The sequence below is a fragment of the uncultured Streptococcus sp. genome, from assembly GCF_963511325.1.
Lineage (GTDB): Bacteria > Bacillota > Bacilli > Lactobacillales > Streptococcaceae > Streptococcus.
On sequence record NZ_CAUPII010000028.1, the window covers coordinates 1 to 24,425 of the forward strand.

Genomic DNA, 24,425 nt, shown 5'->3' on the forward strand with positions numbered 1-24,425 from the left:
ATTGTCCTCTCCAGATGTTAGTTTTTATTCAACCCACTACAGTTGACAATGAGCCCTTCTATATTGTACTTTCTTCAACTTAATCGGTGCTCTTATAGCAGGATGGGGCTTTGCCCATTCAGCGGCTTATGCAAACCTAACACATGATAGCTTTATTTCTGGAGTTGTGGAAATGAAGTTGGGCCGTTCAAATGAACTTATCTTGCTTGAAGCTATCTTGGCTAATGTCTTTGTAAATATCGCGATTCTTTCATTCGTTTTAGTTAAGGATGGTGGAGCAAAACTTTGGTTAGTTCTTTCAGCTATTTACATGTTTGTATTCTTAACAAACGAGCACATCGCCGCAAACTTTGCTTCATTTGCTATTGTGAAATTCAGTGTTGCTGCTGATTCAATCGCAAACTTCGGTATTGGAAATATTCTTCGTCACTGGGGTGTAACTTTCATCGGTAACTTTATCGGTGGTGGTCTACTCATGGGATTACCTTACGCTTTCTTAAATAAAAACGAAGATACATATGTAGATTAAAAGTTGGATTGATTCCAACTTTTTCTTTTTGTTTATCCATGCTATAATGAATGTAGAAAAGATGGATACAGAGGAATAATATGAACGAGATTAAATGTCCCAACTGTGGGGAAGTCTTTACGGTCAATGAAAGCCAGTATGCAGAACTCTTGTCGCAGGTACGAACAGCAGAGTTTGATAAAGAGTTACATGACAGAATGAAACAAGAGTTGACTCTGGTTGAACAAAAGGCTTTGAATGAACAACAGGCAAAACTGGCTCAAAAAGATCAAGAAATTGCCCAGCTTCAAAGTCAAATTAACAACTTTGATACAGAAAAAGAATTGGCCAAAAAGGAAGTGGAGCAAAGTGCAAGTCAAATCTTGCTAGAGAAAGAAAAAGAAGTCCAAGCTCTCGAAAATCAATTGGCTACCTTACGCTTAGAGCATGAAAATCAACTACAAAAAACACTATCTGATTTAGAGAAAGAACGTGATCAGGTCAAAAATCAGCTCCTTTTACAAGAAAAAGAAAACGAGCTTTCTCTAGCTTCTGTTAAACAAAACTACGAAGCCCAGCTCAAGGCAGCCAGTGAGCAGGTTGAATTTTATAAGAATTTCAAGGCGCAACAATCAACTAAGGCAATCGGTGAAAGTTTGGAACACTATGCGGAGAGTGAATTCAACAAGGTTCGAAGCTTTGCCTTTCCAAATGCCTACTTTGAGAAGGACAATAAGGTTTCAGCACGTGGTTCTAAGGGCGATTTTATCTTCCGTGATTTTGATGAAAATGGACTAGAATTCATTTCCATCATGTTTGAGATGAAAAATGAAGCTGATGGTACTGAGAAGAAGCATAAGAATTCGGATTTTTACAAAGAATTGGATAAGGATCGTCGTGAGAAAAATTGTGAGTATGCAGTTTTGGTAACTATGCTTGAGGCTGATAACGACTACTTCAATACAGGGATTGTCGATGTTAGCCACGAGTATGAGAAGATGTATGTCATTCGTCCCCAGTTCTTTATCCATTTGATTGGACTCTTACGAAATGCTGCACTGAATTCTCTCAAATACAAGCAGGAATTGGCGCTTGTTCGTGAACAAAATATTGATATCACTCATTTCGAGGAAGACTTGGATGCTTTCAAGGTAGCCTTTGCTAAGAACTATAATTCAGCTTCTGTCAACTTCGGCAAGGCCATTGATGAAATTGACAAGGCCATTAAGCGTATGGAAGAAGTCAAGAAATTCCTGACCACATCAGAAAACCAACTCCGCCTTGCAAACAACAAGCTGGAAGATGTTTCCGTTAAAAAATTGACTCGGAAGAATCCGACTATAAAGGCTAAGTTTGATGCTTTGAAGGGGGAGTGAGAAAGCAAGACATGAACGGTATTATTAACTTAAAAAAAGAAGCGGGGATGACCTCGCATGATGTGGTTTTTAAACTGCGTAAGATTTTGGGAACCAAGAAGATTGGTCATGGTGGGACGCTAGATCCTGATGTGGTGGGCGTTTTGCCGATTGCCGTTGGTAATGCGACTCGCATGGTTGAGTTTATGCAGGATGAGGGCAAGATTTATGAGGGTGAAATTACTCTGGGCTATTCTACGACCACCGAGGATTCTAGTGGTGAGGTAGTTTCAGAGACTCCAGTTTTGTCACCTTTGAATGAGAATCTTGTCGATGAAGCAATCGCTAGTCTGACAGGTCCTATCACTCAGATTCCACCTATGTACTCTGCTGTCAAGGTCAATGGGCGCAAACTTTATGAGTATGCGCGTGCTGGTCAAGAAGTAGAACGTCCAGAACGTCAGGTGACTATTTATCAATTTGAACGGACAAGTCCGATTTCTTATGAGGGTCATCTTGCACGCTTTACTTTTCGTGTAAAATGCAGTAAGGGAACCTATATTCGTACCTTGTCGGTTGACTTAGGAGAAAAACTTGGCTATGCTGCTCATATGTCTTATTTAACACGAACAAGTGCAGCTGGGTTACAGTTAGATGATGCTTTGACCTTAAGTGAAATTGAGGAAAAAGTACAAGCTGGTGAATTAGACTTTCTTCATCCCTTGGAGATTGGGACAGGTGACTTGGTCAAGGTATATTTGACCCCAGAGCAGGCAGAAGAAGTGCGTTTTGGTCGCTTTATTGAATTGGAACAAACCGAGAAGGAATTGGCTGGTTTTGATGGTGAAAAATTACTAGCCATTTTAGAAAAACGTGACCAACTCTATAAGCCTAGAAAGGTTTTCAATTGATTAGGACTGGTGGTAAAATCGCAAACTGATTTTTAGTTTTAAAAAATACTAAAAGACAGTTCAGTTTAGACCCGAAAAAGTTATGAAAAAGGGTTGATAACACGGTGATATTTGACAGTTTTGCTTGCTTATGATAATATTTAAATAAAGAAAAGCTAGAAAACTTTCAGAGGATATTATGAGTATTGAGATGACTGTTAGTGAGATTGCTGAGGTCTTGGGCTTGTCCCGCCAAGCAATCAATAACCGTGTCAAGGAATTACCTGAAGAAGATACGACTAAAAATGATAAAGGAGTCACTGTGGTAACTCGCAGTGGCTTGATTAAGCTTGAAGAAATCTACAAAAAAACCATTTTTGAAGATGAACCTGTTAGTGATGATGTGAAGCAACGTGAGTTAATGGAGATTCTTGTTGATGAAAAGAACGCTGAAATCATCCGTCTTTATGAGCAGTTAAAGGCCAAAGACAAACAGTTAGCTGAAAAAGATGAACAGATGCGTGTTAAAGACCGTCAAATCGCAGAAAAAGATAAGCAATTGGATCAACAACAACAGTTAACTCTACAAGCTATGAAGGACCAAGAAACCCTTCAGTTGGAGTTGGATCAGGCTAAGCAAGAAGTACAAGCAACGAAGAAAGGCTTCTTTGCTCGCTTATTTGGAGGATAAGAAAAAACTGCTTGGTTTCTAGGTATAACCAAGTAGTTTCTTTTTACACATATAGTAAGGGATGGATAAAATGGAAAAATTAAGAGATTACATTTCATTTGATTTGGAATTTAATAAACACCAAGATAAAACTCACTTGATTCAGGTATCTGCGGTCCGTTTTAAAGATGGTGAAGAAGTAGGAGCATTTGACTCTTATGTTCATACAGATGTGCCTTTGAAAAGTTTTATCAATGGTTTAACGGGTATCACGTCTGAAACCTTGAAAGACGCACCGATGGTGGAAGATGTACTTAAGAATTTTCAAGACTTTGTGGGTGAGTTACCCCTTATTGGTTATAATGCAGCCAAGAGTGATTTACCGATTTTATTGGAACATGGTTTGGATTATAGTAGCCAATATCTAGTCGATCTCTATGATGAAGCTTTTGAGCGACGTAGTTCTGATCTTCATGGTATTGCCAATCTCAAGTTACAGACTGTGGCTGAATTTCTAGGATTCAAGGGTCAATCTCATAACAGTTTAGAGGATGCGCGAATGACTGCGCGTGTTTATGAAGCTTTTCTAGAATCTGATGAAAGTAGAATATTACTGGACTCCAAGAGTAGTCTAAACTCTAATCCTTTCGGTGGTTTAGATTTATCACAGCTGTTTGATTAGGAGGTTTTATGAAACCTGAAAAACCTAAAAAATTGGGTTTTAAAAAGATTTACCTAAATCTGGATAAAATCCTCTTTCTATTTTTTCTAATCTTCATGCTGGTAGATTATATTTGGTTGCCATTGAACTCATTGATAGCAGGCTTTTTACTCAGTCAGACGGGCTATTTGTTTATCTCTTACAATAACATTTTTGAAATTTTAAAACATGCGCCTTTAGTAAGCTTTGGTTTTTTAATCTTAATAGCCATTAACCTTTTAGTGGCTTATTTTCAAATTAGTCTCCTCTTCATTGGGGCTCGACATCTTCTCTATCATGAAAAACGAACCTTGATTGAGTATAGTCGCAAGGTATTTCGTGAAAGTATAGCCTTCATGAAACGTCTGACTCTTTCCAAGGCCTTGTTTATCTTCGTTTATATCGCTATGATTTTTCCGTTTATCAGGAAGATTTTTAAAATTTATTATTTTAATAAAATAGTGATACCTGATTTTATTCAGACCTACATGGAAGACAAGTATTGGATATGGTGGCTTGGTATTATCATCTTGTCAATCTTCTTCCTATACGTTTCTGTTAAGTTGGTTTTTGTTCTACCAAAAATCTTTTTTGAAAAGATGACGGTTAAGGATGCTGTGGTCTACAGTCTAGAAAAAACCAGAAATCATTTTTGGTTTTACGCTTGGCATCTTTTTCTCATTGTTGTCAAAACAAATCTTTTCTTTTACTTACTTCTAATCCCACTATTGGTTGGCCAGTTTTTAGTAGATGGTCTCACACATCGAGAATCTTTGATTCTTGCTATTTCGAACTATATATTGATTAAAAATATCCACTATATGGCTTTGACTTACTTCTTGGTTAAGTTTACCTCCTTTTTAACTGGTGAGGAGTTGGATATTATGCCAAGACGAAAGAAAGATCATATTATGAGATGGGGTGTAATGGGGTGCGCCAGTGTCTTCTTTGCGATTGAGGGTTATGTTTATCTAGAAGCACCCGTAGTCAATCCTCCACTTGTCATCTCTCACAGAGGTGTCTCAAATGGAAATGGTGTCCAAAATACAGTTGAATCCTTAGAAAAAACAGCTCAGTTAAAACCAGATTTAGTTGAGATGGATGTGCAGGAAACCAAGGATGGTCAGTTTGTCATGATGCATGATGCTAACCTAAAAAGTTTAGCGGGATTAAATGTAACACCGCAAGACTTAACTTTAGATGAGTTGAAGCAATTAGATATTTATGAAAATGGTTATCAGACCAAAATTTCCAGCTTTGATGATTACCTAAATCGTGCCAATGACCTGCATCAGAAATTACTGATTGAAATTAAAACGAGTCGAAAAGATAGTGCTCAAATGATGGATCATTTTCTAGATCAATATGGGGCAAAGATCAAAGTCTATGGACATCAGATGCAATCTTTGGATTACCATGTTATTGAAAAAGTTACCCAGTATGATAAGGAAATTCCAGTCTATTTCATCCTGCCCTATAACTCCGTTTTCCCAAGAACGAATGCAACAGGCTATACCATGGAATATTCTACCTTAGATGAATATTTTGTAACCAAGCTTTGGAATACAAAACAAAAGCTCTATGTTTGGACGATTAACGGTTCGGAATCTTTTGATAAGTCCCTACGTTTGGGAGTTGATGGTATGATAACAGATGATTTGGAAAGAATTAAAGAAGAGCTTGAGACCGCTCAGGAAGACCCAGAATACGCCGATTTACTTCTAAAGAAGGCAACGGAATTCTTTACTTTTTAGATAAGACAAAAGAGGCTGGGACGAAAGTCCTAGCCTCTAAATTGTTTTTGGATTGTCGAGCAAGACGCAGTGGTTGAGTGGGCTCTAATACGCTGATTTCATCAGCTTTTACAGCCCTACTCAACTGTGCGGAGGTGGGACAACGAAATCGAATTCTAACGAATTACCGATTTCTGTCCCACTCTCTTTTTATGCTATTAGAATGGTAATTTCCCTGCAAAAGCACCGAGTTTCTTTTTGGTTGCTTCATCGATTTGTTCAAGAGCTGCATTGACTGCCTGAACAGTCATATCTGATAGAGTTTCGATGTCTTCTGGGTCAACAACTGCTGGATTGAAATCAATTTTTGTGACTTTCTTATCTCCGGTCAATGTTGCAGTTACAAGGTTTTGAGCAGAAGTTCCAATAAATTCCGTAGCAGCAAGTTCAGCCTGACTTTGCTCCATTTGTTTTTGAAGTTTTTGAGCTTGACGCATCATGTTTTGCATATTCATCATGGTGGTATATAGCTTCCTTTTCTATTATTTTCCTTATTATTTTAACAATTTTAACTAGAAAAGTCTATTCTAATTTCAAATAGCCAAACATTAAATTTTCTGACAATTTATTGAATAATTAGAAAAACTATGATACAATAAATTTTAAAAATGGGATTCCCATGATTTAATAGGAGCGTTATATGAAAAAACTTGGTTTTATCCTTTTATCTTCGGCTTTATTATTAACGGCTTGTGCGGCACAGACTGAAAAACAGACCTCGACAAGTAATTCCTCTCAGGTTACAAAATTATCAGAAGACAATCAAAAACTTTTGGATAAGGCGACTAGTGACTACAAAACATTTGTGGAAGAACAGATTGATAAACTTTTAACGGATACTGAAGGTTTTGTTCAACTCTTGAAGGATGGTAAGTTAGAGGAAGCTAAAAAGGCGTACCCTTTAATCCGTATGTCTTATGAACGTTCAGAGCCAATTGCAGAGAGTTTCGGTGAATCCGATGTGAAGATTGACTTTCGTTTGGCAGACTATCTAGATGAAAATAAGACTGAAGAAGGTTGGTCTGGTTTCCACCGTATCGAGCGCATTCTTTGGGAAGAAAATACAACTAAAGGAACTGAGTCTTATGGTGACCAACTGGTAAATGACATCAAGGAATTGAAGGCTAAGATTGCGACTGTAGATGTTGATTACAAGATTATGCTAACTGGGGCTGTTGACCTTTTAAATGAAGTAGCGACAAGTAAGATTACTGGTGAAGAGGAGATTTATTCTCATACTGACTTGTATGATTTTCGTGCCAATATCCAAGGTGCTGAAAAGATTTTCCAACTCTTTAAACCCTTGCTTGAAAAATCAGATTCGGCCTTGGTCAAGGAGTTAGAGGAAGATTTCAAATCAGTCAATAGTTTGTTAGACAAACACATGACGGACAAGGAACACTATAAGCTCTATACAGACTTAACGAAAGAGGATACCAAAGAATTGTCTGAAGCAGTAACAAAACTTGGTGAACCATTATCACAAATGGGTAAATTTCTTGGTGGAGAATAAGTAATATGACAAACAAAGGCGAAAAATTTTTTGAACGAAAAATGGACCGTCGAGAATTTCTAAAAAAAGCAGGTATTGGAGGTGCTGGTCTCGCACTTGGTCTCTCTGGTGCTTCTGCTTTTTTCGCACCTAAGCTTGATGGTCAGGAGAAAATCTCGTACGGGGATGAAAAGATAGCCTTCTATGGCAAACACCAAGCTGGCATTACAACTGTTATGCAGAAAAACATTTATTTTGTGGTTTTAGATTTGCATACAACTGACAAAGAGAAAATCATCCAGTTATTTAAAGATTGGACGGATTATAGTGCCAAACTTGTAGAGGGAGAATTGGTTAAAAAAGATGGTAACAATAGCCTTCTACCTCCAAGTGATACTGGAGAAACAGTTGGGCTTAATCCTCATCGTTTGACCCTGACCTTTGGAGTTTCGGCTAGTTTCCTAGAAAAGATGAAACTAGAGAACAAACGTCCAACACTCTTTAGAGATTTGCCTCCTTTTCCAAAGGAACAGTTACGAGAAAAGTACACGGGTGGAGATATTGTCATTCAAGCTTGTGCAGATGATGAGCAAGTTGCCTTTCATGCTGTTCGTAATCTTATCCGAAAAGGAAGAAATGCAGTTACTCTTCGTTGGAGTCAATCAGGTTTTGCAGCTATCGGTAATCGTATGGAAACTCCTCGGAATCTCTTTGGTTTTAAAGACGGGACTGCTAATGTTACCACTGAGAAAGAATTTGATCAGGTTGTGTGGGCAGATAGTAAGGATTGGATTGAAAATGGTTCCTACATGGCCGTTCGTCGCATCCAGATGTTCCTTGATACTTGGGATCGAACCAATCTGGAGGAGCAAGAAAATACCTTTGGGCGCTATAAGGAAAGTGGAGCTCCTTTTGGTAAGAAAAACGAATTTGATGAGGTGGACTTGAGTCTTCTTCCTGACGATTCTCATGTACGCTTAGCAAAAGAAGTGGATAAACCTCTCCTGCGTCGATCCTATTCTTATTCTGATGGAATTGATGAAAAGACTGGTCAGTTTGATACTGGTTTGCTCTTTATCTCCTTCCAAAAGGATCCAGATAACTTTGTTAAGGTGCAGACCAATCTAGGTGCTACGGATAAAATGAATGAGTACGTTACCCATATAGGCAGTGGTCTTTTTGCCTGCTTTGGTGGAGTAGAGAAGGGAGGTTACATTGGGCAGAAATTATTGGAATCCTAAAAGTATTATCCTTCTATTTGCTTATTTCTTCCTGTTGATTTTTCCGATAGGTGCTAAGGAAAATTTGAGTCCCTACTTTGTGAAAATAACTGATGCAACTAAAGCTGTTAAAGAAGGCAAACAAGATCAGGCTAGAAAACTAATCGATGAAATGACCAAAGAATTCGAGAGAGTCGAGAATTCTGACTCTGAAGCAGGACGTCAAGTTCAAGAAAAGTTAGCCTTAACTGGTGATATTACTGAAGACCAGCTAACTCAGATTTCTTTAGCCCTTTTGACATTTGAGAAAGAGCAAAATCCAGTCGACCTAGATGCAGAAAAAGAGAAACTTGTAAGTCGCTTAGAACCTCGTTTTCAAGCCCTAGACAAGGCAATCGCTTCTCAAGATCTGGAAGCGGTAAGAGAAGCCTATAAAAAAATGAATTCAACCTGGACCATTAATGAAGCAGTGGTTCGCGACCATAGTACAGCTCATTATGGGCAAGTGGAAACCGCAATTTCCTTCCTGCGTAGTAGCATTGAGACTGAACCAACGAACTTTGATACTATTCAGGCATCGTTTGATGATTTGAAAAAAGCCATTTCTAACTTTGTTGAAGGTACAGAAATAGCGACTACATCTTCTAATCTGACCCTAAAGGATGGAATCGATCTTTTAAAAAAGGCCTTGGCTCAATTTCAAGCTGGTCAAGATAGCGAAGCAGCTGCAACGATGAAGGAGTTTATTACTATTTGGCCCACTATCGAGGGTTCTGTAAGTACAACCAATCCTTCGCTTTATACCAAGGTTGAAAGTGAAAGTCCTGTCATCATGGTTAAGGGAAAGGATAGTGAATATCAAGAAAAGCTTTCTAGCTTGATTGCAGAGCTATCTCAAATTGATACTAGTGCTTCCTATAATGCATTTGACGCCATGCTCATCTTGCTCCGAGAAGGTGTAGAAGGCCTCTTGATTGTCATGGCGCTTGTGACAACTTTGAAAGCTGCTAAGATGAGAAAGGGCCTCAAGTGGGTCTATGGTGGTGCATTTGCGGGAATAGTGGCCAGTCTTTTAATTGCCTATATCCTACAGATTGCCTTTCCAGCAGTTGCCTCAGGAACTAACCGTGAAATTATCGAAGGAGCAGTCGGGATTTTTGCGGTTATCATGATGATTTTAATCGGTATTTGGCTTCATAGCAAATCTTCTGTTAAAAAATGGAATGCTTTTATGGAATCGCAAATGCAAACTGTCACGAAAACAGAATCGTTCCTTTCTATGTTTGCTCTGAGTTTTCTAGCCGTATTCCGTGAAGGTGCTGAGACGATTTTATTCTATGTGGGGATTCTGCCAAGGATTTCTAGTTTTGATTTTGTCCTAGGAATTTCTCTAGCCCTCTTAGTCTTAGTCGTGATTGCTTTTGTGATGAACAAGGCCAGTCAATTTTTCCTACCTCACAAGGTTTTCTTTATCCTGACTTGGATGATTTATGCCTTAGCCTTTAAGATGACGGGAGTCAGTATCCATGCCTTACAGTTGACAAATATGATTCCAAACCATCTGATCTCAGGAATACCAAGTATTGATATATTGGGAATTTACCCTAGTTGGGAAGGGATAGCAGGTCAGACTCTCTTTATCCTCGTAGTTTTTCTAATTACCATTAGACAGGGTGAAAAGTGATGGATCAAAAGGAATTGACAATTATTGAACATTTGGTAGAATTTAGAAAGAGATTGCTAGCTGTAGTTGTTTGCTTCTTTCTAGTTTTCTGCGTTTCACTATTATTTGCTGATCAGGTTTATCAATATATCACACAAGGTTTTAGTCAGAAGTTAATTGTCTTAGGGCCGAATGATATTTTATGGATTTATCTTCGTTTGGCAAGTTTGATGGCCTTTAGCCTTACCTTGCCCTTTACCGTCTATCAAGTCTGGAGTTTTGTTCGACCAGCCCTAAAAACTGAAGAAGCAGGGGCGATTTTTGCTTATATACCTGCAACATTTCTTTGTTTTATCTTGGGATTAGCCTTTGGCTTTTATTTTGTCACACCAGCTATACTTCAGGTCTTACTAGGATTAGGTGAAAACTTATTTGAAACGCAACTGACAGCGCAAAATTATCTAACTTTTGTCTTTCAAACAACTCTACCACTAGCGTTTATCTTTGAATTGCCAGTTATCATTGCTTTTTTTACCTCAATTGGTTTGATTGGACCTGGCTTACTCATTACTTATAGACGTCATGCCTACTTCATCTTATTGGTATTGGCTGTTATATTGACACCTGCTGATTTTATTAGCGATTTAGCGATGACTGTTCCCCTAATCCTTTTGTATGAGGTTAGTATCGCTATTAGTAAATGGATAATTAAGAGAAAAAGGAAAGGAGAAAAAAATGGGAATGTTACGTGATATTGGTGCACCAGGCTTGATCGTCATTGTTCTTGGAGCACTATTGATTTTTGGGCCAAAACGCTTACCAGAGTTAGGCGAGTCAGTAGGAAAAATGCTTGCCGAGTTTAAGAAAGCCGTTAAGGGCATCGGTGAGCAAGAAGAAAAATAAACGAAAAATGATTGAATAGAGTTGAGAATTGTTAGCTTGGAATTATCTCTGGCTACAATCTCAACTTTTTATTTAGTTTAAGGTTTCTTTAAGTTTTCTATAATATTCTGAAAAACTCTATATTTGTTGAAAATAGAGTTGAGATTTTTTTATCATTCAAGTTACTTTCCCTAAAGGTATGCCTAAGCTCTTTCCGACTAGAGAATTCTAGTATTTATTTCGAGAAAGGGCTAGGTTGTGATATAATGGTAAAGAATGAGTTTTTTAGAACAGACTAAAGGAGTATTAAAATGATCTACGCTGGAATTTTAGCAGGTGGAACCGGCACGCGCATGGGGATTAGTAATTTACCAAAACAATTTCTTGAGTTGGGCGATCGTCCAATCTTGATTCATACTATCGAAAAATTTGTTTTGGAACCAAGTATTGAAAAGATTGTAGTTGGGGTTCATGGTGACTGGGTTACACACGCAGAAGATTTAGTTGAAAAATTCCTACCACTCCACAAGGACCGTATAATCATCACCAAAGGTGGTGCGGATCGTAATTCTAGTATTGAAAAAATTATTGAAGCTATTGATGCTTACCGTCCACTGACAGCAGATGATATTGTGGTGACGCATGATTCCGTTCGTCCTTTCATCACTCTTAGAATGATTCAAGACAATATTGAACTTGCTAAAAACCATGATGCTGTTGATACCGTGGTTGAAGCGGTGGATACCATTGTTGAAAGTACAAATGGTCAGTTCATCACAGATATTCCAAATCGCGCTCATCTATACCAAGGACAGACTCCACAAACCTTCCGTTGTAAAGACTTTATTGATTTGTATGGTTCTTTATCCGAAGAAGAAAAAGAAATTTTGACAGATGCATGTAAAATCTTTGTCATTAAGGGTAAAGATGTAGCCTTGGCTAAGGGTGAATACTCAAATCTAAAAATCACAACAGTTACAGACTTGAAGATTGCTAAAAGCATGATTGAGAAAGACTAGAGACATGATTAATCAAATTTATCAACTGACAAAACCAAAGTTTATTAATATTAAATATCAGGAAGAAGAAATTGATCAAGAGAATCATATCCTTATTCGACCAAACTTTATGGCGGTTTGTCATGCGGATCAACGTTACTATCAAGGAAAACGTGATCCAAAAATTTTATCAAAGAAACTTCCAATGGCTATGATTCATGAGTCTTGTGGGACTGTTATTTCTGATCCCACAGGTACCTACAAAGTTGGTCAGAAGGTTGTCATGATTCCCAATCAACCACCTATGCAGAGTGATGAGGAATTTTATGAAAACTATATGACAGGAACCTATTTCTTGTCTAGTGGTTATGATGGCTTTATGCGAGAATTTGTTTCTCTACCTAAGGATCGTGTGGTAGCTTACGAGGACATCGAAGATACAGTAGCTGCCATTACTGAATTTGTCAGTGTGGGTATGCACGCTATGAATCGTTTCTTGACGGTTTCTCACAGCAGACGTCAGCGTATTGCAGTTATTGGCGATGGTAGTTTAGCTTTTGTAATGGCTAATATTATCAACTATATCTTGCCTGAAGCTGAGATTATTGTTATTGGTCGTCATTGGGAGAAATTAGAACTCTTCTCTTTTGCTAAGGAGCTTTACATTACGGATAGCATCCCAGAAGATCTTAGTTTTGATCATGGTTTCGAATGTTGTGGTGGTGATGGATGCGGACCTGCTATTAATGATCTCATCCGTTACATCAAACCACAGGGAACCATTCTGATGATGGGTGTTAGTGAGTACAAGGTCAACATCAATACCCGAGATTCCTTGGAAAAAGGTTTGTTACTGGTAGGTTCTTCGCGTTCAGGACGTGTTGACTTCGAAAAAGCTATCCAAATGATGGAGATTAAGAGATTTGCCAATCGTTTGAAAAATATCATTTATTTAGAAGAACCAGTACGAGAAATTAAGGATATTCACCGAGTTTTTGCAACTGACCTAAATACTGCCTTTAAGACAGTCTTTAAGTGGGAAGTCTAATGGAGGATGATTGTGGAAAAGATTATTAAGGAAAAACTGACATCTTTACTATCAACTGATGAAGATATTTTAAGTGTTGAACAACTAGGAGGAATGACTAATCAAAACTATTTGGTTAAGACAACCTCAAATCAGTATATCGTTAAGTTTTTCGGAAAAGGCACAGATAAATTGATCAACCGCCAGAATGAGAAATTTAATCTGGACTTGTTAAAAGATTTAAAACTTGATGTGGAAAATTATCTTTTCGATATTGAAGCAGGTATCAAGGTTAATCAGTACATTAAATCTGCGAATACTCTTAATTCCACTACTATCAAGACTAAGTTTGAAAAGATTGCGCCTATTTTACAAACGGTTCATGCTTCGGGTAAGGAATTAAAAGGAGAGTTTGCTCCTTTTGAGGAAATCAAAAAATATGAAACCTTGATTCAAGGGGAGATTTCCTATCCGAACTATGAAACTGTCAGAAAGTTAGTATTTTCTCTGAAAGAAGAGCTTGAAGAAATTGGTATCGATAAGAAATCATGTCACATTGATTTGGTTCCTGAAAATTTCATAGAAGGACCAGATGGTCACCTTTATCTGATTGATTGGGAATATTCATCTATGAATGATCCTATGTGGGATTTGGCAGCTCTTTTCTTGGAATCTGAGTTTACTTCAGACGAAGAAGAGAACTTCTTAAGTCATTATGAAAGTGACCTGACACCAGTTTCTCGGGAAAAAATTCGTATTTACAAAATCTTGCAGGACATTATTTGGAGTCTCTGGACTATCTACAAAGAAGAAAATGGTGCAGATTTCGGAGATTATGGAATCTCTCGTTACAATAGAGCTGTGAAAGAGTTGAATTCTATGGGAGGTTCTGATGAAGACTAAAAACGGGGTTTCTTTTGGGCTACTATCAGGTGTGTTCTGGGGATTAGGATTAACTATTAGTGCTTATATCTTTTCAATATTCACTGATTTATCGCCCTTTGTAGTAGCAGCAGCACACGACTTCCTCAGTATTTTTATCTTACTAGGATTTCTTCTAGTTAAGGAAGGAAAAGTACGATTTTCAATCTTCTTGAATATTCGAAATGTCAGTGTTATTATTGGTGCTTTACTGGCAGGGCCGATTGGTATGCAGGCCAATCTCTATGCAGTTAAGTATATTGGAAGTTCTCTAGCATCGTCTGTTTCAGCGATTTATCCTGCTGTTTCAGTCTTGCTAGCCTTCTTCTTTTTGAAGCACAAGATTTCCAAAAATACAATTTTTGGTATCTTTCTAATCATTGCTGGGATTATTGCTCAGACCTATAAAGCAGAGCAAGTGAATTCTTTCTATATCGGAATTTTATGTGCATTGATTTGTGCCCTTGCTTGGGGAAGCGAAAGTGTTCTTAGCTCTTTTGCTATGGAAAGTGATCTCAGTGAAATTGAAGCCCTCTTGATTCGACAAGTCACATCCTTCTTGTCTTATTTAGTCATTGTACTCTTTACACATCATTCATTTGTAGAAGTGGCAAATGGCCAATTATTTGGTCTATTGATAGTCTTTGCAGCGTTTGATATGATTTCTTATCTAGCCTACTATATTGCTATTAATCGATTACAGCCAGCAAAAGCAACAGGTCTAAATGTGAGTTATGTGGTATGGACTGTTTTGTTTGCAGCAATTTTCTTGGGGTCGCCCCTTAATTTACTGACCATCATTACTTCACTTATCGTAATGGCTGGTGTTTATATTATTATTAAAGAATAAAGGAGAAAACGCGTGAAAGCGATTATCTTAGCAGCGGGATTGGGAACTCGTTTGAGACCCATGACAGAAAACACTCCCAAAGCCTTGGTTAAAGTCAATCAAAAGCCATTGGTTGAATATCAAATTGAATTTTTAAAAGAACGCGGAATTGATGACATTATCATCGTTGTAGGTTATTTAAAAGAACAATTCGACTATCTTAAAGAAAAGTACGGAGTTCGTTTGGTCTTCAACGATAAGTATGCTGATTACAATAACTTTTACTCACTTTACTTGGTGAAAGAAGAGCTAGCCAACAGCTATGTTATCGACGCAGATAACTATCTTTTCAAGAATATGTTCCGCAATGATTTGACTCGTTCGACTTATTTTAGTGTTTATCGTGAAGACTGTGATAATGAGTGGTTCCTAGTTTATGGAGATGATTACAAAGTTCAAGATATCATTGTCGATAGCAAAAATGGACGCATCTTGAGTGGTGTATCATTCTGGGATGCTCCAACAGCTGAAAAGATTGTTGATTTTATCGATGAAGCCTATGCAAGTGGCGAGTTTGTTGACCTCTATTGGGACAATATGGTTAAAGATAATATCAAAGAACTAGATGTTTATGTAGAAGAGTTGGAAGAAAATTCTATCTATGAAATCGATAGTGTCAAAGATTATCAAAAATTAGAGCAGATTCTTTCTTCACAAAAGTAAGCCACTTTCATGAACTGATACCTTACCTATTTTTACTTGACTTTTCACGTTTGATACAGTATACTAGTGAAAATTTAACCTTTAAGGGAAGTCCAGAGAGACTTACAAGGTGTCAGAGAAAAGAAACTACGATTGAAACAAGTAAGCAAGTGCTTATTTGCTGCTTTTGTGTAAATATCTTACCTGAAACCTTGCAATTGCAAGGTTTTTCTTTATCTGATCCCCTTAAAATTTAAGGAGGAAAAGTTATGAATCCAAATTGTAAGAAGCGTATGGGTGCTATTCGTTTAGAAAACATGAAAGTGATTGCGCAAGAGGAAATCGCACCAGTGATCTTTGAACTAGTTCTCGAAGGAGAAATGGTTGAAGCTATGAAAGCTGGACAATTTCTTCATTTGCGTGTGCCCGATGATGCCCATCTCTTGCGTCGTCCAATTTCAATCTCATCCATAGATAAGCCTAAGAAACAATGTCATCTGATTTATCGAGTTGAGGGTTCTGGTACAGCAATCTTTTCAAGCTTAAAATCAGGTGATAGTTTAGATGTTATGGGGCCTCAAGGAAATGGCTTTGATCTATCTGAACTAGACAAGCATAGCAAAGTTCTTCTTGTTGGTGGAGGAATCGGTGTACCTCCTTTACTTGAAGTAGCTAAACAACTTCATGAGAGAGGTGTAGAAATTACAACTGTTCTAGGTTTTGCTACTAAAGATGCTGTTATCTTGGAAGACGAATTAGCTCAATATAGTCAAGTTTTTGTGACAACAGACGATGGATCTTATGGTATCAAGGGAAATGTCTCAGTTGTGATTAAGGAATTTGACACTGATTTTGATGCTATCTATTCATGCGGAGCACCTGGTATGATGAAATATATCAATCAAACATTCTACGACCATCCCAGAGCTTATCTATCTTTAGAATCACGTATGGCTTGTGGTATGGGAGCTTGTTATGCTTGCGTCTTAAAAGTTCCCGATAGTGATACGGTTAGTCAACGTGTGTGTGGAGATGGGCCTGTATTTAAAACAGGAACAGTAGTTTTATAAGGAGAGTGTCATGACTGAAAATCGATTACAAGTTTCTCTACCAGGCTTAGAATTAAAGAATCCTATCATTCCTGCATCAGGTTGTTTTGGCTTTGGTCAAGAATATGCTAAATACTATGATTTAGATCTTTTAGGCTCTATCATGATTAAGGCGACTACCCTAGAACCCAGGTTTGGAAATCCAACTCCACGAGTAGCAGAAACACCTGCAGGTATGCTCAACGCTATTGGTTTACAAAATCCAGGTTTAGAGGTTGTTCTATCTGAGAAACTACCTTGGCTTCAAAGAGAATATCCAAATCTTCCCATTATCGCCAATGTTGCTGGCTTTTCAAAACAAGAGTATGCAGCCGTTTCTCATGGTATTTCCAAGGCAACTAACGTGAAAGCTATTGAGCTCAATATCTCTTGTCCTAACGTTGATCACGGTAATCATGGTCTTTTAATTGGACAAGATCCTGAGTTGGCTTATGATGTGGTAAAAGCAGCTGTGGAAGCATCAGATGTGCCCGTTTACGTCAAATTAACCCCTAGTGTGACGGATATCGTAACCATAGCAAAAGCAGTAGAAGATGCTGGAGCTAGTGGTCTCACCATGATTAATACTCTTGTTGGTATGCGTTTTGATCTCAAAACCAGAAAGCCGATAATCGCAAATGGGACAGGTGGTATGTCTGGACCTGCAGTCTTTCCTGTAGCCCTAAAACTAATCCGTCAAGTAGCTCAAACAACTAAGCTTCCAATCATTGGTATGGGAGGAGTGTATTCAGCTGAAGCGGCCTTAGAAATGTATCTGGCAGGAGCCTCAGCAATCGGTGTCGGTACAGCCAACTTTACGAATCCCTATGCTTGTCCTGATATTATCGAAAATCTTCCAAAAGTCATGGATAAGTACGGGATCGAAAGTCTAGAAATGTTGCGAAAAGAAGTTAGAGAAAGTTTGATTTAAGTTTTATGAACTGAATTCAGTCTAAATTGTTTTGAAAGCGCCATTTTTTTGGTATAATAAACATTATGATTATTACAGTACCTATTAAAACAGAAAAAGATATTGCAACACCAGGACCAAACGTCCTTGTACTAGGTTATTTTGATGGAGTTCACCTTGGACATCAAAAATTATTTGATATAGCTTCTAACATTGCTGCTGAAAAGCGCCAGGGAGTAGCTCTAGTAACTTTTAACGAATCACCAAAACTAACTCTGAATCAATACTCACCTGAACACTTATTGCATATTTTGAATGCTAGTGAACGTGAACGTCGATTGAAGCGAGCTGGAGTTGAGAGCTTGTATTTGATGGATTTCACTAGTCGAGTAGCAAATATGACTGCCCAAGAATTCATTGATACCTATGTCAAGGAAGCAAAGGCAGATACGATTGTAGTTGGTTTTGACTATACTCTTGGTTCAGATAGAAAAACAGCTGAGGATTTAAAAGAACTTTTCCATGGTGAAGTAGTTGTTGTTCCACCAGTTGAGGATGAAAAGGGGAAAATTAGTTCAACGCGTATTCGCCAAGCCATTCTAGAAGGAGATGTAAAAGAGGCAGGCAAACTTCTGGGATTCCCTTTGCCAACGAGAGGTGTAGTGGTTCATGGAAATGCGCGTGGTCGAACTATTGGCTTCCCTACAGCTAATTTAGTCAACTTGGATCGGACTTATATGCCGGCTGATGGTGTCTATGCCGTTGACGTTGAAATCCAAAGAAAAGTCTATCGTGGTATGGCGAGTCTAGGTAAAAATGAAACCTTTGATGGCGAAGAAGAGCGTTTTGAAGTTCATATCTTTGATTTTTCCGACGATATCTATGGGGAAACTGTCATCGTTTCCTGGTTGGACCGTATCCGTGATATGGTAAAATTTGATAGCGTTGATCAATTGGTTAAGCAACTAGAAGAAGATGAAAAGATAGCTAGAAAATAAAATCAAAAAATAGTAGAGTTTGGGATTTTTTCAAACTCTTTTTTTATTTGTATTTTAGCTTAAGTTTGGGGAATCATCATAATTATTATAGTAGGCTAAATAAAGAATAGTTCATTTCGACTTCTAAAACATTGCTAGAAATTGATTTGACTCCCCTAATCAATTTGTCCAGATTTTATTTCATTTCACCATAGAGGAAATTTGAAATATCAACTTGTGAACATCATCCTATTTTTGGATTATAGAATGAATAAATGATATGTTCTTTTTATACCAAGTTATAGAAATTATAAAATCTATCTAAAACGAGTTTTAAGAAATATTTCCTATAATTAAGACCGCGAATAAGTTTCATGAGAAAGAGGAAAGTGTTGGTTATTATATAAATATCCTAGTTGACGTATTGGAGATCTTTTTTGAACTGTGTAAATCAGTATTTTTTAAGTAATTAACGGTTATCATTGCTAGAAATTATCATTAAAAAGTGGTAAAGTAGGAAACAGCATCAATTTTTAAAATTGATAGAAAAACGGAAGGTATTAACATGTTTTTTAAAAGAAATGAAGGTCAATTTAGAGAGACAGACCGTGTTACAAGATTTAAGTTAATCAAGTCTGGTAAGCACTGGTTACGTGCCTCTACTTCCCTTTTTGGCTTGTTTAAAGTCATTCGTGGTGGAGTCGATACTGCTCAAGTGTCAACAGAAGTTGTTGAAGAGCGTTCTTCCACACCATTGACAGGAATCGATGTTCTTAAGGGAATAGTAGCAGCTGGTTCAGTTATCGGTGGTGGGGCTGTTGTTCAAACTCAAGTCCATGCCAATGAACAAACTGCAGTTGAAAAAGTTATCGAAACAGAGGATACACTTGTCACTGCAGATAAAGTTGTTCTAGGAACAGTAGGGAAAGAAAATCAAGAAGCTCCGGCTTCAGATGTGACTTCTCAGTCTATTAGTGAGAGTGTTTCAGTCTCTGAAAGTCAATCATTATCAGAGTCCTTGTCTTCATCAGTGTCTGCAAGTACATCTGCATCAGAGTCTACCTCAACTTCAGCATCTACTTCAACTTCACTCAGTAGCTCTGAGTCACTTACAAGATCAGAAAGCCTCTCAGAAACGAGTTCTACTAGTTCTGTAGTCACAAACTCAACAAGTAAGGGTTCTACTGGTGAAACTTCTAAGGTAGAAGAAGTAGTAGCGGATAAAGATGGTGCTACAATTACCTATAAGTCAACTCCAGCTAACTTGAATACTGCTTCAGCAAGCGCAGGTGTTTCTGATAAAGTCAATGGCAACACTGCTGATATGTTAACAACAGCAGCGACAGGGTTAGTAACTGCGACTGAAACTGACAAAAAACGAGCAGAGCAAGAGAAAAAACTCAAGAGTCTTTCAGATGAGATTGGAACCTATCTCGGTCGTCTGGGAAATCGTGAGGGTGCTGAAAGTGCTCTTCTAAAAGGGAAAGCTACGATTGAAACTATTCAAAATGCTTTGACCGATCCTAACGCTGACCTTAATACTCTTATCTCTGAGGCTACTAGAACACGTAATAGTGTGGTCAACACAGTTCTTCGAGCAAGTTCTGGAGCGCGTGACTACCGTAATGGTCAAGCTTTGACTTCTTCAAATGACTTTCATATTCCATTTAATACAAATGCTTCTTTGGGAAATGCAAGCTATGATTCTAAGGCGCATTTGATTGTAACCAATAAGAACCAAGCAAACTACTTTAAAACATCAGGGACTGCAAATCTAAGTGGTGGTACAGTAACCTTGACACAAAATACAGGTGGGCAAGCCGGTTCCTATACCTTGAAAACCAAAATTGATATGACTGAGAGCTTCACCCTAACAGGTAAGATCAATCTTGGAAATGCATATGAAGGGTTTAAACCAGGACATGCAGGTGGTGACGGGATTGCAGCGGTGTTTTCAACTGGGGAACCTGGTGTTATAGGAAATGCTAATGGAAACGGTTCTGGGGCCTCTCTTGGTATGGGAGGAAATAATCTCAAAGGTTCTTTCGGTTTCAAACTAGATACTTGGCACAATACTAGTGCGCCAGATACCCACAATATGGCTTCAGCAGATCCCTCACGTGTTGGTGGTGGCGGAGCATTCGGAGGATTTATTTATAGTTATAATGGGACGAAATATATTAATGCACAAGGACGAGTGTATCCTGTTATTTCAACTTTTTCTAAACTTCAAACGAATCCAACAAATAATTCTTTCCAAAATTACACTGTAAATTATAATGGTAATACTAAAGTTATGACCGTAAATTATGCTGGTCAGACTTGGTCTTATAATTTAGCGAATCAGAAAATTGGTCAACAAAGTGATTATCTGGTTGATGATAAAGTTAGAAATACAAATGTTCTTTGGAACGATACAAAGAATATGACACTGTTGTCAAATGCAGGAAATCCTAGTGAATTAGCATTGGCTCTCTTCGCTTCGACAGGCTCTGGAACCAACTTGCAACAATTTAGACTAGAAAAATTTGATTATTCAGCTCGTGGTGCCTATGTTACAGTTCATTTCATCGATGCAGATACTGGAGAGGAAATCCCTGGTAAGGATGAGGTGTTTATCCAACAACTTCCAGGAACAACTGTAGATCTTTCACAATATTTGAACATTGATGGTTATCAGTTGAAGGCAACTAACGTTGCAACTGCCAAAGGATATGTATCAGGCAATACTGTCAGAGTTCTTGAAGGGAAACAAGGTATTACCTATGCCTTCCATAAACTCAAACAAAATGAACTATATAATGCTACAACTAAAGTTCCAACTGTCTATACTTTGCAAGGGGAAGCTGCGACAGATCTTGCTAATGTAAATAACTTTGTCACTGTTGATCCTGTTGATAGTTCAACACCAGCTGTCACTGGACATAGCATTTCTTGGGTAACGCCAATCTCTACTAGTGCAAGTGGGGCTCAATCAGCTCTAGCACGTGTTACCTATTCTGATAATTCGACAACGGATGTAACCATCAACTATACGGTCTATCCGAAAGTTGAAACCAAAACAAACAATGGTGTGAAAGGTCAATTTTATGCCTTTAAAGCAGTTCCAGGTAGTGATAGAACTGTTGGAGGAAGCTATGCCAATAATATTGGTGGCTATTCAAACCTCTATATCAATAGTAGTGACCTTCCATCAGGTACTACATTCTCTTATGAATATCGCCTGAATAACAATCCAAGTGCCACATTGAGTAAACAAGATGGCTCACCTGAATTTAGTAGCGTATGGCATACAACAGGAACTAATCCTGTGTCGCACCGTACAACTTACACAGTAAGAGCTACCTATCCAAATGGACGTTTTGGTACTGTATCATCTAGCAATGCAGCCCTAACAAGTGAAACTAGCTTTGACTATACTGTAGTTGATCCGGTAGCAAAACAAGAGTATGTTACTACAGTTGGTGATAAGGCTTCATTAGCGGATATTATTGCCAATCCAAGTAATGCTATTAAGAATTCTGATGCTGGAGTTGCGATACCTGCAGGTACAACATTCAGTTGGGAACAAACTCCTGACGACGCTATGGTTGCTAATCCAGGATTCTACACAAGAAAAGTAAGAGTGACCTTACCGCAAGGTTCTACTGATGCAGCAAGAAACAGCACATCTGTTCCAGTTATCTTCAAGGTCAATCCACAAGCACCACAAATCGCAGATAATCAGGTTACTAACACAGGTGGTCTTCCAAATAGAGGAATCACAGTCACCAATGTGACGCCGGGTGCACTTGTTACCCTGACATTAAACGGACATACATTCCCTAAGACAGCGGGGAATAATGACACAAGCGTAACATTTACTGCGACAGATTTGAAGGCTGCCTATGATGGAAACAACGGTCTCCTTCCAACAGGTGACGTAACTGTTAAACAAAGTAAGGTTTTCCAAAATCCTGGTACTAGTGTAAATGAAACCTTGGAATCAGCTACAACGACTAAAACTATTACCAAGGAAACTGTAGCACCTGAAGTAACTTTTGAACTTTATGTCAAGAACGACAAGACTGGCCTATGGGAAAAACAATCGATCAAGAATAATGTTCGTCCAGGAGTCAGTGGTTACGAAGTATTCGCAGGCGACAAGATTAAAGTTGTTTTAACTGCTAAAGATAATAGTGGTAAGATTAAAACTCTGAAATTAAACGATGGTACTTCAGATATCAGTCGTATCTTCCAAGATGGTTATTCTTCAGATGATGCAGCGCCAGGCATTAAGGACACCACTACTGAAGCTTCAGCAACAAATCCAAAAGTATTAGAGTACACTGCTACTTACGGAGAAAATGTCCAATATAAAGATGGAAATAAATGAAAAATTCCCAGGAGCTCAACCTACTAACGCCATTGCAGTTGCCAATCCAAATGCGTTGACCGATGATGAACGCACCAAGATTCTTGATGCAGTGAAAACTGCAAATCCTCAGGTAGCCAACCGCATTAGCGATTATAGTATTGCTACCGATGGTACTGTAACGATTACCTACAAAGATGGCACAACGAACGATGTGACTATTAAGGTAATTCCACAGGCACCAGTTATCTCAGTTGCTTCTACTAATGAAACTGGTGGCTTGCCAAATCGTTCGATTGTTGTGACCAATGTCACACCTGGAGCTCTTGTAACCTTGACTTTAGCAGGGCATACGTTCGAGAAGAGAGCTAAAGATAATGAAACAAGCGTTACTTTTGAACCTGCAGAAGATCTGAAAAAGGCTTACGACGGTAACAATGGTCTCCTTCCGACTGGAGATGTAACAGCTAAGCAGACAGTTGCTGGTCTCGATTCAGAAGTAACGACAAGTAAGATTACTCCTGAACGTGTGAACCCAACAATTACCTATACTGTCAAAGTTAATGGTCAAGAACCTAAGAGAGATAGCAATGGTCGTTATCTGTTCTATGCTGGAGATACTATCCAGATTACCTATACAGGTAAAGATAATAGTGGTAAATTAGTCACACTGAAGGTCTCTGGTAATAGAAAAGACTTGACAGACTTCTTCGAAAATAGACCTGAATGGGGAACTGGTCCTATCACAAATATTATCAATACCTTAACAAATGATGACCAAACTACCTTCACCATTAATGCGGTTACTAACAAAGACCTTGCTTGGAGGTCAGGAAATACCTGGGGACGTTGGCTCAATGCTACAGATCCAAGTGGAAACACTGTTGACGTCGGAGAAATTCGAATTCAACAAGATCAGTTGCAGAACTTGTTTAATAAACCTGCGATTGACTTGACTGAAGTCAAGGATAAAAATCATTTATCAGAATCTGATAAGGACAAAGTTCGCGAAGAAATCAGAAAAGCTCACGATAAAGTGACTCCGAATGGTCGTGATCGTATTTCTAGCATCGATGTAAGTGACAGCGGTGTTGCAACAGTTTATTATAAAGATAATGCTAAAGTAACATCTGGTAATCAACCATATGCACCAACGGTTTATAATCAAAACGAGACTGTTACGGATAACAAATATCGTTCTGAATCAGCGTCAACAAGTGCATCAGTGTCAGCGTCAACTAGCGCATCAGTAAGTGCAATGACTAGCGCAAGTACATCAGCCTCAACAAGTGCAAGTACGTCAGTAAGCACATCTGCTTCAACAAGCGCAAGTACATCTGCTTCAACAAGCGCAAGCACATCAGCAAGTACATCTGTTTCAACAAGTGCAAGTACGTCAGCAAGTACGTCATCGTCAACAAGTGCAAGCACCTCAGCAAGTACATC

20 protein-coding genes and 2 pseudogenes are annotated in these 24,425 nt (G+C 38.3%); 21 read left to right on the top strand and 1 reads right to left on the bottom strand.

Features of this window, described 5'->3' with window-relative positions; genetic code table 11:
• Window positions 1–55 precede the first annotated feature (55 nt).
• From RQ973_RS07695 to RQ973_RS07720, 6 genes and pseudogenes are all read left to right on the top strand, one after another.
• A pseudogene (locus RQ973_RS07695) lies at window positions 56–529 on the top strand (formate/nitrite transporter family protein); the annotation flags it as partial.
• Window positions 530–609: 80 nt separating this feature from the next.
• The gene (locus RQ973_RS07700; protein ID WP_311523489.1) at window positions 610–1,884 is read left to right on the top strand and encodes a DUF2130 domain-containing protein; all 1,275 of its coding nucleotides are present in this window, start codon (window positions 610–612) and stop codon (window positions 1,882–1,884) included.
• Window positions 1,885–1,895: 11 nt separating this feature from the next.
• Entirely contained in the window at window positions 1,896–2,774 is an 879-nt protein-coding gene (truB, locus tag RQ973_RS07705) for a tRNA pseudouridine(55) synthase TruB (RefSeq protein WP_311523490.1), read from the top strand.
• 178 nt (window positions 2,775–2,952) lie between these two features.
• A complete protein-coding gene (locus tag RQ973_RS07710) occupies window positions 2,953–3,444 on the top strand; it encodes a DUF536 domain-containing protein (protein WP_049504976.1) in 492 nt (163 codons plus the stop codon).
• Between the two features lie 70 nt (window positions 3,445–3,514).
• Complete coding sequence (locus RQ973_RS07715; protein WP_311523492.1) at window positions 3,515–4,105, top strand: 3'-5' exonuclease; 591 nt, start codon at window positions 3,515–3,517, stop codon at window positions 4,103–4,105.
• Window positions 4,106–4,113: 8 nt separating this feature from the next.
• Window positions 4,114–5,877, top strand: coding sequence for a glycerophosphodiester phosphodiesterase (locus tag RQ973_RS07720; RefSeq protein WP_311523494.1), 1,764 nt, complete (start codon window positions 4,114–4,116; stop codon window positions 5,875–5,877).
• Window positions 5,878–6,074: 197 nt separating this feature from the next.
• Here the strand turns inward: RQ973_RS07720 and RQ973_RS07725 are convergent, their stop codons facing one another.
• Complete coding sequence (locus tag RQ973_RS07725) at window positions 6,075–6,374, bottom strand: YbaB/EbfC family nucleoid-associated protein (RefSeq protein ID WP_311523495.1); 300 nt, start codon at window positions 6,372–6,374, stop codon at window positions 6,075–6,077.
• Between the two features lie 182 nt (window positions 6,375–6,556).
• Here RQ973_RS07725 and efeO point away from each other — a divergent pair, with 182 nt between their 5' ends.
• The 15 genes and pseudogenes from efeO to RQ973_RS07800 form a co-directional block, all read left to right on the top strand.
• Window positions 6,557–7,429 carry an iron uptake system protein EfeO gene (gene efeO / locus RQ973_RS07730; protein ID WP_311523496.1) on the top strand — a complete coding sequence of 291 codons (873 nt, stop codon included), beginning with the start codon at window positions 6,557–6,559 and terminating at the stop codon, window positions 7,427–7,429.
• A 5-nt stretch (window positions 7,430–7,434) separates the two neighbouring features.
• On the top strand, window positions 7,435–8,649 hold the full coding sequence (efeB, locus tag RQ973_RS07735; RefSeq protein WP_311523497.1) for an iron uptake transporter deferrochelatase/peroxidase subunit: 1,215 nt from the start codon (window positions 7,435–7,437) through the stop codon (window positions 8,647–8,649).
• The gene (locus RQ973_RS07740; protein ID WP_311523498.1) at window positions 8,624–10,312 is read left to right on the top strand and encodes an FTR1 family protein; all 1,689 of its coding nucleotides are present in this window, start codon (window positions 8,624–8,626) and stop codon (window positions 10,310–10,312) included. Before efeB ends, RQ973_RS07740 begins: the two co-directional genes overlap by 26 nt.
• Complete coding sequence (tatC, locus tag RQ973_RS07745; protein WP_311523500.1) at window positions 10,312–11,043, top strand: twin-arginine translocase subunit TatC; 732 nt, start codon at window positions 10,312–10,314, stop codon at window positions 11,041–11,043. The genes RQ973_RS07740 and tatC overlap by 1 nt, the downstream gene beginning before the upstream one ends.
• Window positions 11,027–11,194 carry a twin-arginine translocase TatA/TatE family subunit gene (locus RQ973_RS07750; protein WP_311523501.1) on the top strand — a complete coding sequence of 56 codons (168 nt, stop codon included), beginning with the start codon at window positions 11,027–11,029 and terminating at the stop codon, window positions 11,192–11,194. Before tatC ends, RQ973_RS07750 begins: the two co-directional genes overlap by 17 nt.
• Before the next feature lie 290 nt (window positions 11,195–11,484).
• The gene (locus tag RQ973_RS07755; RefSeq protein ID WP_311523502.1) at window positions 11,485–12,192 is read left to right on the top strand and encodes a 2-C-methyl-D-erythritol 4-phosphate cytidylyltransferase; all 708 of its coding nucleotides are present in this window, start codon (window positions 11,485–11,487) and stop codon (window positions 12,190–12,192) included.
• A gap of 4 nt (window positions 12,193–12,196) precedes the next feature.
• Entirely contained in the window at window positions 12,197–13,219 is a 1,023-nt protein-coding gene (locus RQ973_RS07760) for a ribitol-5-phosphate dehydrogenase (protein WP_281334837.1), read from the top strand.
• A gap of 12 nt (window positions 13,220–13,231) precedes the next feature.
• Window positions 13,232–14,101 (top strand): phosphotransferase family protein, encoded by an 870-nt coding sequence (locus RQ973_RS07765; RefSeq protein WP_311523504.1) that lies wholly within the window; start codon window positions 13,232–13,234, stop codon window positions 14,099–14,101.
• Complete coding sequence (locus RQ973_RS07770) at window positions 14,091–14,969, top strand: DMT family transporter (protein WP_311523505.1); 879 nt, start codon at window positions 14,091–14,093, stop codon at window positions 14,967–14,969. Before RQ973_RS07765 ends, RQ973_RS07770 begins: the two co-directional genes overlap by 11 nt.
• 12 nt (window positions 14,970–14,981) lie before the next feature.
• Window positions 14,982–15,671 (top strand): sugar phosphate nucleotidyltransferase, encoded by a 690-nt coding sequence (locus RQ973_RS07775; RefSeq protein WP_311523507.1) that lies wholly within the window; start codon window positions 14,982–14,984, stop codon window positions 15,669–15,671.
• 248 nt (window positions 15,672–15,919) lie between these two features.
• Complete coding sequence (locus RQ973_RS07780; protein ID WP_311523508.1) at window positions 15,920–16,720, top strand: dihydroorotate dehydrogenase electron transfer subunit; 801 nt, start codon at window positions 15,920–15,922, stop codon at window positions 16,718–16,720.
• Between the two features lie 10 nt (window positions 16,721–16,730).
• Entirely contained in the window at window positions 16,731–17,669 is a 939-nt protein-coding gene (locus RQ973_RS07785) for a dihydroorotate dehydrogenase (protein ID WP_311523510.1), read from the top strand.
• Between the two features lie 65 nt (window positions 17,670–17,734).
• The gene (locus RQ973_RS07790) at window positions 17,735–18,646 is read left to right on the top strand and encodes a bifunctional riboflavin kinase/FAD synthetase (protein ID WP_153225528.1); all 912 of its coding nucleotides are present in this window, start codon (window positions 17,735–17,737) and stop codon (window positions 18,644–18,646) included.
• Between the two features lie 544 nt (window positions 18,647–19,190).
• Complete coding sequence (locus RQ973_RS07795) at window positions 19,191–23,000, top strand: accessory Sec-dependent serine-rich glycoprotein adhesin (RefSeq protein WP_311523513.1); 3,810 nt, start codon at window positions 19,191–19,193, stop codon at window positions 22,998–23,000.
• Window positions 22,987–24,425, top strand: a pseudogene (locus tag RQ973_RS07800) (hypothetical protein); the annotation flags it as partial. The gene RQ973_RS07795 and the pseudogene RQ973_RS07800, both read left to right, overlap by 14 nt.